The following is a 13,094-nucleotide window of genomic DNA, read 5'->3' on the forward strand; positions in this document are numbered from 1 at the left end:
ACGCTCGGCACCGGGGGCGGCCGGACACCACCTAGAAGCCGCCCCCGCCGTCGAAGCCGCCACCCCCGTCGAAGCCTCCGCCGCCGAAGTCCCCGCCGCCGAAGTCGGACGGGTCGAAGTCGGCCCCGGAAACGTCCCCGCCCTCGAAGCCGCTGCCCGTGCCGCCGAAGTCCGCGGCGTAGGCGGGGCTGGACATCATCGAACCGAGCATCGTGCCCACCAGCAGGCCGGGCAGGATGCCGCCGCCGAAGTACCCGCCGGCCCAGGGACCGTACGCCGGGCCGGCGTCGTAGTACGGCCGCGGCCCGCGCTCGGTCTCGACCGTGCGGACCGCCGGGTCCAGGCCGTCTCGCAGCCGTACGGCGTCCGCCGTGCAGACCGGCACGGTACGGGCCGCCCCGCCGGCCGGAGCCCAGGTGGCGTCCTCGGTGCTCGGCCCGTGGCGCGGATCGAAGAAGCAGGGCGAGCGGCGCTCGGGAAGCGGCCTGCCCTGCCGGCGCGCGTCGAGCGTGGCCAGCGCGAAGCGACCGTCCTCCAGCGCCTGCGTGACGCCCTTGACCTCGTCGGGCCGCTGGACCGAGGCCATGATCTGCTTGGCCTTCTCGTACGAGTCGAGCCCCTGCTCGTAATCCCCCCGCATGGCGTCGTCGGCGCCGGGCTCACCGGGGTGGAAGTCGAGCCGTTCGAGCTCCTCGCCGAAGGCCGTGATGTCCTCGTCGACGACCACGGCCAGCCGGGCGATGGCCTCGCGCCGGGTCTCTTCCTTCTTCTTCCGGTTGCGGCGGACCAGCGCGTAGGCACCGCCGCCGCCCACCACGGCCACCGCGCCGAGGGCGATCAGCCCGCCGACCGGGGCGCCCTGGTCGGCGCCGGTCGTGCCCCAGGAGGCGGGGGCGCCGCCCTTGACCTGGGTCAGGGCCTGGTCCACGAAGTTGTTGAGCTGCGTGTTCGCGTTCACCGGTGCACCGGTCTTCACGGCCTCGGTGAGGTTGCGCACGGCATTGCGCGGCATGACCGCCCTGTCGGCGCCGGCGTCGAAGCCGTCGCCGAGCCGGATCGCGTAGAGCCCGGTGATCCCGGTCTCGGCCCGGACCGCGCCGAGCACCTTGTCCGCGGGGAACTCTGCGGTGGCCGGCAGCACGGCCACGAACACCGGCTTCCCCGCGTCCTTGATCTTCTTCGCGAGCGCGTCCGCCTGGGCCGTGGACAGCTGCGCCTCGGCCCCGGGAGCGACGTAGACCGGGCCCTGCTGGAGGGCCTCCCCCACGGCGGCGACCCCGCTGGCCGCCGAGGCCTGCGGCGCGGCGACGAGGGCGGTCGTCGCCAGCGCCAGCAGCAGACCGGAGAGCAGCGGTCCGAAGCGCATGGATATCAGCCTGGTCCTCATATCCATGACGCTACCGGAACCGGTACTTTCCCGTGTGAGCTGGACATAAGGGCCTCACCGGGCCGAAGTCCGGCGGGGCGAGGACCAGCGGACGCGGGCCCGGCAGACGCGGGCCCGGCGGGCTACTCGGCGGGTTCGACGCCCGCGTGCAGCAGGCCGTAGGTGAACGCGTCCTCCAGGGCCTGCCAGGAAGCGGCGATCACGTTCGGGGCCACGCCGACCGTGGACCAATCGCGTTCGCCGTCCGTCGTGGCGATCAGCACGCGGGTCGTGGACTCCGTGCCGTGCGTGCCCTCCAGGATGCGGACCTTGTAGTCGACGAGCTCGAACTTGGCGAGCTGCGGGTAGAACCGCTCCAGCGCCACCCGCAGCGCCCGGTCCAGCGCGTTGACCGGGCCGTTGCCCTCGGCCGTGGCGACGATCCGCTCGCCCTTGGCCCACAGCTTGACCGTGGCCTCGTTGGCGTGGGTGCCGTCCGGGCGGTCCTCGACGATCGCCCGCCACGACTCGATGCGGAAGTACTTGCGGGCGCGGCCCTCGGCCTCGGCGCGCAGCAGCAGCTCGAAGGAGGCGTCGGCCGCCTCGTAGGTGTAGCCCTGGAGCTCCCGCGCCTTGACCCGTTCCACGACCCGGGAGATGAGGGCGCGGTCCCCTCCGAGGTCGACGCCGAGCTCCTTGCCCTTGAGTTCGATGGAGGCGCGGCCGGCCATGTCGGAGACCAGCATCCGCATGGTGTTGCCGACCCGTTCGGGGTCGATGTGCTGGTAGAGGTCCGGGTCGACCTTGATGGCCGAGGCGTGCAGGCCCGCCTTGTGCGCGAAGGCGGAGACGCCGACGTAGGGCTGGTGCGTGGAAGGGGTGAGGTTCACGACCTCGGCGATGGCGTGCGAGATCCGGGTCATCTCGGCGAGCGCCCCGTCGGGGAGCACCTTGCGCCCGTACTTGATCTCCAGGGCGGCGACGACGGGGAAGATGTTGGCGTTGCCGACGCGCTCGCCGTACCCGTTCGCCGTGCACTGGACGTGGGTGGCGCCCGCGTCCACCGCGGCCAGGGTGTTGGCGACGGCGCAGCCGGTGTCGTCCTGGGCGTGGATGCCCAGGCGGGCGCCGGTGTCGGCGAGGACGGTGGCGACGGTGGCGGTCACCTGGGCGGGCAGCATGCCGCCGTTGGTGTCGCAGAGGATGACCACGTCGGCGCCGGCCTCGTGGGCGGTGCGCACGACGGACTTGGCGTACTCCGGGTTGGCCCGGTAACCGTCGAAGAAGTGCTCGCAGTCGACGAAGACGCGGCGGCCCTGGGCGACCAGGTGGGAGACGGTGTCGCGGACCATCTCCAGGTTCTCGTCGAGGGTGGTGCGCAGGGCGAGCTCGACGTGACGGTCGTGGGACTTGGCGACGAGCGTGATGACCGGGGCGCCGGATTCCAGCAGGGCCCGCACCTGCGGGTCCTGGGCGGCCGAGCCGCCCGCGCGCCGGGTCGCACCGAAAGCGACCAGCTGGGCGTTCTTGAAGGCGATCTCCGCACGGGCGCGGGAGAAGAACTCGGTGTCCCGGGGGTTGGCGCCGGGCCAACCGCCCTCGATGAAGCCCACTCCGAAGTCGTCCAGGTGCCGGGCGATCGTCAGCTTGTCGGCGACGGTGAGGTTGATGCCCTCGCGCTGGGCGCCGTCGCGCAGGGTGGTGTCGAAGACGTGGAAGCTGTCGTCCAGGCCTTCTGACAGCACAGTTGCCGCCTCTGGTGTCGTCGTCATGCTGATCTGACTCCTGTCGGATGAGTGGTTCCGGATATGCCCGGCATCCACTGCCCCCATCATCGCGCGCGGTCCGGTCCCGGCAGGGATGGTCCGGGAAACGAAAAAACCTCTCGCGGGTAGCGAGAGGTCTGCGCGCGGGTCCGAGGCACGGTGGCCGCTTCCGCGAAGTTCTTCCACGGTTCAGCGGCCACTGGGGACCGGCGCGCTGCTGGCGATAATCATGAGCTGAGCAGGCACGCTGGCAGTGTGCCACACCGCTCGCCGCGGATGGACGGGCATCTCACCATGCGGTCACCGCGGTCGGCGTGCCCGCCCGCACCCGCCGGTGGCCGGGTGGCGCGCCTCGAATGCCGGCGGGGCTAGTGCGGCGGGGAGAGGGTCTCCGTCAGGAATTCCCTCACGTGGGTGAGGATCGCCGTGCGGTCCAGCGTCGGCAGGCCCACCGCCAACTGGATGCTGAATCCGTCGAGCAGGGCCCGGACGCGGGTCGCCACGCGCTCGGCGTCCACCGGGCGGAACTCCCCGCGCGAGATGCCCTCGGCGAGCAGTGCGACCAGGTCGCGGTGCCAGGCGCCCTCGATGGCCGCCTGCCGGTCGCGCTCTTGGGGGCCGGCGTTCTGGGAGCGGTTCCAGACCTCCAGCCACAGCGTCCAGTGCGGGTCGCGGGCGCGCGTGGGCACGTACAGGTCCACGTACGCCTGCAGGCGCTCGCTCACCGGACCGCGGCGGGCGAGCAGGGCCCGCCGCTCGCCGCCCAGTTCCGCCTCGCTCCACTCCAGGGTCTGCAGCAGCAGCTCGTCCTTGCTGCGGAAGTAGTAGAGGAGGTGGCCGCTGCTCATGCCGACCTCGCGGCCCAGGCCGGCCATCGTCAGGCCTTCCAGGCCGCGCTCGGCGATCGTGGCCATGGCGGCGACGAGTACGTCCTCGCGCGGCGGCGCGTTCTTCCGCGCCGCGCGTACCGGTACTCCACCCGCCACCATGGACCACTCCTCGTCGGTCGGCTGCCGGTCGTCTGCGGATCAGACCTTCGGCTGCTGCTGGGTGATGCAGTGGATACCGCCACCCCCGGCGAAAATCGTACGTGCGTCAACGAGGGTCACGGTCCGCTCGGGGAACAGTCCGCGGAAGATCTCTGCGGCCTCCTCGTCGCGCGGGTCGTCGAACGCGCACAGCACGACGCCGCCGTTGCACAGGTAGTGGTTGATGTACGAGTAGTCCACCCACTCCCCGTCCTCCTCCAGCACGGTCGGCGCCGGGACCTCCACGACCTCCAGCTGCCGCCCGCGGGCGTCGGTGGACGCGCGCAGGAGGGCGGCAATGGTCTTGCAGCGCTCGTGGTCCGGGTGGGCCGGGTCGGGCTGGGTGTGGACCATGACGACGCCGGGGCGGGCGAAGGCGGCGACGATGTCGACGTGGCCCTGGGTTCCGTAGGTGCCGTAGTCGCCGGCCAGGCCGTACGGCAGCCAGATCGCCTTGGTGGTGCCGAGGTGGGCGTGGATCTCGGCCTCCACCTGCTGGCGGGTCCAGCCGGGGTTGCGGCCCTCGCCCAGCTGGACGGTGTCGGTGAGCAGTACGGTGCCCTCGCCGTCGACGTGGATGGCGCCGCCCTCGTTGACGAGCTCGGTGCTGTACGTACGGGTGCCGGCCACGTCCGAGACGTGCCGGGCGATCTTCGAGTCGTGCTCCCAGCGGGCCCACTCCTGGGCGCCCCAGCCGTTGAAGGTCCAGTCGACGGCGGCGAGCTCGCCCGCGTCGTTGGTGACGAAGGTCGGGCCGATGTCACGCATCCAGGCGTCGTCGAGCTCCTGCTCGACCAGCTGGACGTCGTCGCCCACGTGTTCGCGGGCGCTGTCGGCGTCGCCGGGCGAGACGACGAGGGTCACCGGCTCGTACGCACGGACCGCGCGGGCTACGGCGCCCCAGGCGGCGCGGGCCTCGGCGAGCTCCTGCGCGTTGGTGAAGGTCGGGTTGGGGCTGGGCCAGGCCATCCAGGTGCGCTCGTGGGGCGTCCACTCGGCGGGCATCCGGAATCCGGCGTCGACCGGCTTGGCGGGCTGATGGGCGGTCATGGCAGGCAGGTCCTTACGGGCTGTGCTGACTTACAGGAAGTACAGGCGGTTGAGGGAGACCGATTCGGCGGCTTCGGAGCGCAGCGGTTCCCCGTCGAGGGAGACCAGTCCGCTGCGCGCGTCCACATCGACCGCGCCCACCCGGGAGTTGAGCAGGAGGTCCCCGGGGCCGATCCCCCGGGTACCGCGGACGGCGACGCGGCGCCGGCGGGTCGGCATCTCGTCGCTGCCGAGGGCTGCGGCCGCGGCGGAGACGAAGGCGACGGAGATGTCGGCGGCCGCGGCCCCGTACGAGCCGAACTGCGGTCCGAGCACGAGCGGTTCGCACGTGTCGGTGGCGGCGTTCGGGTCGCCGGTGACGCCGTAGGCGGGGAAGCCGGACTTCAGTACGAGCTGGGGCTTGGCGCCGAAGAACTGCGGCCGCCACAGGACGATGTCGGCGAGCTTGCCGACTTCGATGGAGCCGATCTCGTGGGCGAGTCCGTGGGCGATGGCCGGGTTGATGGTGAGCTTGGCGATGTAGCGCAGGACGCGGGCGTTGTCGTCGCCCTCGCCGTCGCCGTCCATCGGGCCGAGCTCGCCCTTCATCTTGGCGGCCATCGCGAAGGTGCGGCGGATGGTCTCGCCCGCGCGGCCCATGCCCTGGGCGTCGGAGGAGGTGATGCCGATGGCCCCGAGGTCGTGGAGGACGTCCTCGGCGCCCATGGTGCCGGCCCGGATCCGGTCGCGGGCCATGGCGGCGTCGCCGGGCAGGTCGGGCTTGAGGTCGTGGACGGAGACGATCATGCCGTAGTGCTCGGCGACCGCGTCCCGACCGAAGGGCAGCGTGGGATTGGTCGAGGAGCCGATGACGTTCGGCACGCCCGCCATCTTCAGGACGTTGGGGACGTGTCCGCCACCGCATCCCTCGATGTGGAAGGCGTGGATGGTCCGGCCCTCCAGGACCCGCAGGGTGTCCTCGACGGAAAGGCACTCGTTCAGGCCGTCGCTGTGCAGGGCGACCTGCACGTCGTGCTCCTCGGCCACCCGCAGCGCCGTGTCCAGGGCCCGGGTGTGCGCGCCCATGTCCTCGTGCACCTTGAAGCCGGACGCGCCGCCCTCGGCGAGCGCCTCGACCAGCGGGGCGGCGTCCGAGGACGAACCGCGGGCGAGGAAGCCGATGTTGACCGGCCAGGCGTCGAAGGCGTTGAAGGCGTGCTTCAGCGCCCACGGGGAGTTGACGCCGACGCCCCAGACGGGGCCGAACTCCTGGCCGATGATCGTGGTGACGCCCGCGGCGAGCGAGGCTTCCATGATCCGCGGGGAGAGCAGGTGGACGTGGGTGTCCACGGCTCCGGCGGTGGCGATCAGACCCTCGCCGGACACGATCGAAGTGCCGGTGCCGACGACCACGTCGACGCCGTCGAGGGTGTCGGGGTTACCGGCCCGGCCGATCGCGTGGATCCGGCCCTCGCGGATGCCGATCGACACCTTGCGGATCCCGAGGACGGCATCGATGACCAGCACGTTGCTGATGACCACGTCGCAGGTCTCGCGGACGGCGGCGGCCTTCAGGTGCAGACCGTCACGGGCCGTCTTGCCGAAACCGGCCAGGAACTCGTCGCCCGGCTTCTGGGCGTCGTGCTCCACCCGGACGGTCAGCCCGGAGTCACCGAGCCGTACCCGGTCCCCGGCGCGGGGGCCGAAGACGGACGCGTACTCGTGCGGATCGACGTGCCGGCTGCCCGGCGCGCAGTGGTCGCTGTGCGGGGTCTTCTTGCTCACGCCCGGTCTCCGTCCTCGCGTTCGGCGGTGACGCCGAGGTAGCCGCAGGCCGCCGCGCGGCGCAGGGCCTCGTCCTTGGCTCCGGGTGCGTCCAGCGGCCCGTCGACCAGGCCCGCGAAGCCGATCGCGATCCGGTCTCCGCCGATGGGGACGAGGCCGACCTCGCCCTCGCCGTGGGGGTCGAACCGTACGGACGAGCCCGCCGGCACGCACAGCCGCATCCCGTAGGCCGCGGCCCGGTCGAAGTCGAGCCGCGGGTTCGCCTCGAAGAAGTGGAAGTGCGAGGTGACGCTCACGGGCACGGCGGCGGTGTTGCGGACGTGCAGGTGCAGGACCGGCTCCGGCTGGGGGGCGCCGGGTCCGGGGACGACCGCGCCCGGGGCGTGGTCGCCGAGCGGGACCGCCCCCCGGATGGGGGACGAAACCACTGCGAGGCGGGATCCGTCGTCGAAGACGGCCTCCACGTGCACCTCGGCGACCACGTCGGCGACGCCCGGCAGGACGTCGCCCGGGCCCAGCACGCTGCGGGCCTCCTCGATGGCCTCCGCGAGCCGCTTGCCGTCGCGCGCCGCCTCGCAGACCGTGTCCGCGATCAGCGCGGTGGCCTCCGGGACGTTCAGTTTCAGGCCACGGGCCCGCCTGGCCCGGGCCAGCTCCGCAGCGCTGCGGAGCAGCAGCCGGTCGCGCTCCGTAGGGGTCAGCCGCACGCCGATCCACCACCTCTTGAGTCGATGGGTTAGAGCATCACTCTAACTCTTCATTTCGTTGGAGGGAATCATTGACCTGGAGGCAAGCCTTGGGTCACATTGAGTGTCGCTCAAACGAAGCGCAACCACCCCCCGCCCTGCCAAGGGAGTCCCCCATGCCCATCGAACAGCGCGGAGTCGACACCATCCCCGAGGACGAGCGGACGAGCGGTCCCCGTGACCTGATCTCGATCCTTCTCGGCTCCAACCTCTGCCTCGGTGTGATCGTCTTCGGCTGGCTGCCCCCGTCCTTCGGACTGGGGCTGTGGCCCTCGGTCACCGCCATCGTGACCGGCACGCTCGTCGGCATCGCCTTCACCGCGCCGCTGGCGCTCGTCTCCCTGCGCACCGCGACCAACCTCTCCACCTCCAGCGGCGCGCAGTTCGGCGTCCGCGGCCGGCTCGTGGGCTCGGTGGTGGGTCTGCTGCTCTCGCTCGGCTACACCGCCCTCACCCTGTGGATCGGCGGCGACGTGATGGTGGGCGTCCTCTCGCGGCTCACCGGGCTGCCGGACACGGGCGCCACGCGCGGCCTGATGTACGGCGTGCTCGCCGCGTGCACCGTCGTCGCGGCCGTCTTCGGCTACCGGCTGCTGCTGCGCATGAGCAAGATCCTGGCGATCGGCATGGTGGTGCTGCTGGCCATCGGCGTCTTCGCCTACGCGGGGGACTTCACCACCGCAGCCCCGCCGGAGACCGCGTACCTGCTCGGCTCCTTCTGGCCGACCTGGATCCTCGCCGCCGTCGCCGCCGGGCTCAGCGGCCCGGTCGCCTTCATCACCCTGCTCGGCGACTACACGCGTTACATCTCCCCGCGGCGGCACGGCTCCCGCAAGGTGCTCTGGGCGACCGGGTTCGGACTGCTCTTCGGCCTCCTGGTCCCGCAGCTGTTCGGCACCTACACGGCGCTCGCCGCCCGGGCCGGAGCCGAGTACGCCGGACCGCTCGTGGCGACCTCGCCCTTCTGGTACCTGGTCCCGCTGCTCGCCGCCGCGGCGGCCGGCTCCGTCGGCAACGCCGGGCTGATGCTCTACTCGATGGGCCTCGACCTCGACGCCATCGTGCCCAAGGCCACCCGGACCACGGCCACCCTCGTCGCCGCGGCGGTCGCCACGGCCTTCGTCTTCATCGGCTCCTTCGAGTGGGACGTGCAGTCCGCGATGACCTCGTTCGTGCTGGTGCTGACCGCGATCGGCACCCCGTGGGCCGTGATCACCCTCATCGGGTACGTGCGCTGCCGCGGGCGCTACGACGCCGACGCGCTCCAGGTCTTCAACCGCCGCTCGGTGGGCGGGATCTACTGGTACCGCTCCGGCTGGAACGTCGCCGCCACCGCCTCCTGGGCGATCGGCGCCGGCATCGGCCTGCTCGCCGTGACCACCCCCTTCTACGAGGGCCCGCTGCTCGCCCTCACCGGCGGTGTGGACTGCTCCTTCGTCCTGTCCGGCCTGACGGGCGGACTCGTGTACACCGCCCTCACCGCCCGCCGCTCCCCCGCCCCGGCCCCGGCGCTCGCCGGCGCCGCCGAGGAGCCCGCGAACGCCTGAGCACCCGATCCCCCCGTACGTACGCAGGCCCGCGCCCCGGACGTTCCGGTGCGCGGGCCTGCCTACGTACGGGGCCGGTCGGGACTAGCCCAGCGGGTGCATCCAGCCGTGGGTGTCGGCGCTGTGGCCGGTCTGGAGTTCCAGCAGTGCCTTGCGCAGGCGCATGGTGACCTGGCCCGGCTCGCCGTCGCCCTGGGTCCAGTTGGCGCGCTCGGACTTGACCGAGCCGACCGGGGTGATGACGGCGGCGGTGCCGCAGGCGAACACCTCGGTGAGGGTGCCGTTGGCGTTGTCGCGCTGCCAGTCCTCGGTGGTCAGGCGGCCCTCTTCGGCGGTGTAGCCGAGGTCGCGGGCGATGGTGAGGAGGGAGTCGCGGGTGATGCCGGGAAGGAGCGAGCCGGTGAGCTCCGGGGTGACGATGCGGTCGCCGTACACGAAGTACAGGTTCATCCCGCCCATCTCCTCGATCCAGCGGTGCTCGACGGCGTCGAGCCAGACCACCTGGTCGCAGCCGTGCGAGGCCGCCTGGGCCTGCGCGACCAGCGAGGCCGCGTAGTTGCCACCGGTCTTCGCGGCGCCCGTGCCGCCCTTGACCGCGCGGACGTAGTCCTCGGAGAGCCAGACGGAGACGGGCTTGACGCCACCGGGGAAGTACGCGCCGGCGGGCGAGGCGATGACGATGAAGAGGAACTCGTTCGCCGGACGGACGCCGAGGCCGACCTCGGAGGCGAACATGAAGGGGCGCAGGTACAGGGAGGCCTCGCCGGAGTCCGGCACCCAGGCGCGGTCCTGCTTGATCAGCGCGTCGCAGGCCTCGATGAAGAGCTCGGTCGGCAGCTCCGGCATGGCCATGCGGCGCGCGGAGGACTGGAAGCGCGCGGCGTTGGCCTCGGGGCGGAAGGTGGCCACGGTGCCGTCGGGCTGGCGGTAGGCCTTGAGGCCCTCGAAGATCGTCTGCGCGTAGTGCAGCGTCATGTTCGCCGGGTCGATCGCGAGCGGCGCGTACGGGACCAGCTCGGCATCGTGCCAGCCGCGACCCTCGGTCCACTTGATAGTCACCATGTGGTCGGTGAAGTGGCGGCCGAAGCCGGGGCTGGCCAGGATCGCCTCGCGCTCCGCATCGGACAGCGGGTTCGAGGAGGGCTTGAGCTCGATCGTGGGCGTCGTCATGAGTGCTTGTCCTTCACCGGTTGTGTATGGCGGACCGCGCTCACGGCGCACTAGGACGTCCGAGCTTCCCCGCATTCCGCGGCCTCGCGTTCGATTATCGCGCGCGGGCAGGCTTCGGAGAAGCGGGGAGAGCGGCCCAGGGGAGATGGTGGCACCCGGGGCCGCACAGGAGAAGCCGCCGGGTCCCATTGTGACCCGGCGGCTTCCTGAGGTGGAGCTACCGGGTCAGCCGGCTACCCGAGCGGCGAGGGCGTCGCCGATCGCGTCGGTGGAACGGAAGGTTCCGTCGCGCTCCGCCAGGTCGGCGGAGACCGCGTCCTCGATGCGGACGGCCTGGGCCTCGTAGCCGAGGTGACGCAGCAGGAGGGCGACGGAGAGGATCGTCGCGGTCGGGTCGGCCTTGCCGGTGCCGGCGATGTCCGGGGCCGAGCCGTGGACGGGCTCGAACATGGACGGGAAGGCGCCGGTCGGGTTGATGTTCCCGGAGGCGGCGAGGCCGATTCCGCCGGTCACGGCGGCGGCCAGGTCGGTGAGGATGTCACCGAAGAGGTTGTCCGTGACGATGACGTCGAAGCGCTCGGGCTGGGTGACGAAGAAGATCGTCGCGGCGTCGACGTGCAGGTAGTCGGTGGTGACCTCGGGGTACTCCTGGCCGACCTTGTCGAAGATGTTCTTCCACATGTGGCCCGCGTACACGAGGACGTTGTTCTTGTGGACCAGGGTCAGCTTCTTGCGGGGACGGGCGTTCGCCCGCTCGTACGCGTCACGGACGACGCGCTCCACGCCGTACGCGGTGTTGATGCTGACCTCGGTGGCCACCTCGGCGGGGGTGCCGGTGCGCAGGCTGCCGCCGTTGCCGGTGTACGGGCCCTCGGTGCCCTCGCGGACCACGACGAAGTCGATCTCCGGGCGGCCGGCGAGCGGGGTGGCCGTGTTCGGGAACAGCTTCGACGGGCGCAGGTTGATGAAGTGGTCGAAGGCGAAGCGGAGCTTCAGCAGCAGACCGCGCTCCAGCACGCCGGACGGGACCGAGGGGTCGCCGATCGCGCCCAGCAGGATCGCGTCGTGGTGCTTCAGGGCTTCGAGCTCCGCGTCCGGGAGGGTCTCACCGGTGCGGTGCCAGCGCTGGGCGCCGAGATCGTATTGCTTGGTCTCCAGCTTCACATCCTGGGGCAGGACCGCGGTAAGGACCTTGAGTCCCTGAGCCACGACTTCCTGGCCGATGCCATCACCGGGGATCACTGCGAGATTGATGCTGGTCGACATGACGGAACCGTACTCCGTGTCCCAGCCCTCAGACATTCTGCGTCCATCATGTGGACCGATGTGGACCCAAGTGGACGCAGAACGTCTCGGGCGGCGCAGGTCAGTGGCCGGTCGACCCGCCGTTGTCACGGCGGTCGAGGGCGCGCTGGAGGGCGGCGGCGGCGTTCTTGCGGTCGTCGGCCGAGGCGGAGGTGTGGCGGACGCGGCGGGTGGCGGTGGAAGTGGTCATGGTGATCGACTCCTTGAGATCACGGCGTGGCGGGGCCACGGATGAGGGGTTCCTTCAAGGCGCCGGAAGAGGCGGGGAGCAGTGCGCCGCAGGGGTTGCCTGCCAGGGGCGCGCGCTCTCGACCGCCATTCGCCTGATTGGCGAGACGTTCGGCTTCTACAAAGCTAGGCCAGGTCCCGTTGTATGTCTCGGCAATTACTCGGGCTTCCTACTATCTGAGACGCGCAGCCCCCTGGAAAGGCGCGTCCAGAGGGTCCGTTTCAGCCCTTCTCGGAGCGAAGTTCCCTGATCAGGGCACGTACGGCGAGAGTTGAGGCCGATTCCGACGTAGTGACGTATCCCACCTGCCTCACCGGCCCCTCAGGGCCCAAATCAGTGATGTCCACCGCCTCGGTCGCCTCCCTCAGGGACAGCTCGGGCATGATCGCCATCCCGAGCCCGCGGCCGACCATGGTCAGCACCATCGCGTCGTCCTCCGCCTTGACCGTCGCCCGCGGGATCCAGTCCTGGGCCCGCCACCAGGAGCGGGTGTAGGAACCGCAGTTCTCGTCCCAGTCCATCAGCGGCAGGCCCTTCGGGTCCGGGTGCCCGGCCGGGTGGACCAGCCGGTACGCCTCCTGCGCGAGCACCCCGGTCAGCAGGCCGGGAGCCAGGTCCTGCGAGCCGCCCAGCGTGGCGATGCCCAGGTCGGCGCGGCCCGCCACCACCTCCCCGGCCGCTCCGGCGCCGATCTCGCGCACCACGCGGACCTCGGGGCGGATGCCCGGGTGCCGGGCCGTGAGCCGCTCCAGCGCGGGCGGCAGCAGGTGCAGGGCCGCGCTGCGGAACGCGGCGATCCGCAGCACCCCTTCCACCGCGCCGCGGACCGCGCCGCGGGCCTCCGCACCGAGGACCTCGTACATCCGCAGGATCCGGCGGGCGAGGGCGACGGCCCGCTCCCCCGCCGGGGTGGGTGTGGCTCCGGCACGGCCCCGCTCGAAGAGCACCGTGCCGACCTTGGCCTCGCTGCCGCGCACCGAGTGGGAGACGGCCGACTGGGTGAGGCCGAGCGCGGCCGCAGCGGCCGAGAAGCCGCCGCGGTCGGCGACGGCGACCAGGATCCGCAGCTCCTGGGGCAACAGGTCGGCAGTACTGCCCGGCATCGGCGCTTCCACCTCGTTCT

Annotated in this window: 11 protein-coding genes; 1 reads left to right on the forward strand and 10 read right to left on the reverse strand. The window is 71.7% G+C overall.

Going from position 1 to position 13,094, the window contains the following annotated elements; genetic code table 11:
• Nucleotides 1-31: 31 nt before the first annotated feature.
• The 6 genes from OG386_RS14985 to ureA all read right to left on the reverse strand — a co-directional run bounded on the left by OG386_RS14985 (nt 32) and on the right by ureA (nt 7,681).
• Nucleotides 32-1,387, reverse strand: a complete 1,356-nt coding sequence (locus OG386_RS14985; RefSeq protein ID WP_328788578.1) for a hypothetical protein — start codon at nt 1,385-1,387, stop codon at nt 32-34.
• A 122-nt stretch (nt 1,388-1,509) separates the two neighbouring features.
• Nucleotides 1,510-3,138 carry a citramalate synthase gene (gene cimA / locus OG386_RS14990; RefSeq protein ID WP_328788579.1) on the reverse strand — a complete coding sequence of 543 codons (1,629 nt, stop codon included), beginning with the start codon at nt 3,136-3,138 and terminating at the stop codon, nt 1,510-1,512.
• Between the two features lie 362 nt (nt 3,139-3,500).
• A complete protein-coding gene (locus OG386_RS14995) occupies nt 3,501-4,121 on the reverse strand; it encodes a TetR/AcrR family transcriptional regulator (RefSeq protein ID WP_314244299.1) in 621 nt (206 codons plus the stop codon).
• Between the two features lie 39 nt (nt 4,122-4,160).
• Nucleotides 4,161-5,210, reverse strand: coding sequence for an agmatine deiminase family protein (locus OG386_RS15000; protein WP_328788580.1), 1,050 nt, complete (start codon nt 5,208-5,210; stop codon nt 4,161-4,163).
• Between the two features lie 30 nt (nt 5,211-5,240).
• Nucleotides 5,241-6,974, reverse strand: a complete 1,734-nt coding sequence (locus OG386_RS15005; RefSeq protein ID WP_328788581.1) for an urease subunit alpha — start codon at nt 6,972-6,974, stop codon at nt 5,241-5,243.
• Entirely contained in the window at nt 6,971-7,681 is a 711-nt protein-coding gene (gene ureA, locus OG386_RS15010; RefSeq protein ID WP_328788582.1) for an urease subunit gamma, read from the reverse strand. The genes OG386_RS15005 and ureA overlap by 4 nt, the downstream gene beginning before the upstream one ends.
• A 155-nt stretch (nt 7,682-7,836) precedes the next feature.
• On the opposite strand from ureA, the gene OG386_RS15015 reads away from it, so the two are divergent.
• The gene (locus OG386_RS15015; RefSeq protein ID WP_328788583.1) at nt 7,837-9,267 is read left to right on the forward strand and encodes a cytosine permease; all 1,431 of its coding nucleotides are present in this window, start codon (nt 7,837-7,839) and stop codon (nt 9,265-9,267) included.
• An 84-nt stretch (nt 9,268-9,351) separates the two neighbouring features.
• Here the strand turns inward: OG386_RS15015 and OG386_RS15020 are convergent, their stop codons facing one another.
• From OG386_RS15020 to OG386_RS15035, 4 genes are all read right to left on the reverse strand, one after another.
• Nucleotides 9,352-10,437, reverse strand: a complete 1,086-nt coding sequence (locus OG386_RS15020) for a branched-chain amino acid aminotransferase (protein WP_052872307.1) — start codon at nt 10,435-10,437, stop codon at nt 9,352-9,354.
• 225 nt (nt 10,438-10,662) lie between these two features.
• Nucleotides 10,663-11,703, reverse strand: a complete 1,041-nt coding sequence (locus tag OG386_RS15025) for a 3-isopropylmalate dehydrogenase (RefSeq protein ID WP_252309876.1) — start codon at nt 11,701-11,703, stop codon at nt 10,663-10,665.
• Between the two features lie 100 nt (nt 11,704-11,803).
• The gene (locus tag OG386_RS15030; RefSeq protein ID WP_263411712.1) at nt 11,804-11,932 is read right to left on the reverse strand and encodes a hypothetical protein; all 129 of its coding nucleotides are present in this window, start codon (nt 11,930-11,932) and stop codon (nt 11,804-11,806) included.
• Between the two features lie 260 nt (nt 11,933-12,192).
• Nucleotides 12,193-13,074 (reverse strand): LysR family transcriptional regulator, encoded by an 882-nt coding sequence (locus OG386_RS15035; RefSeq protein WP_328788584.1) that lies wholly within the window; start codon nt 13,072-13,074, stop codon nt 12,193-12,195.
• Between the last annotated feature and the right edge of the window lie 20 nt (nt 13,075-13,094).

It is taken from the genome of Streptomyces sp. NBC_00273, from assembly GCF_036178145.1.
GTDB lineage: Bacteria > Actinomycetota > Actinomycetes > Streptomycetales > Streptomycetaceae > Streptomyces.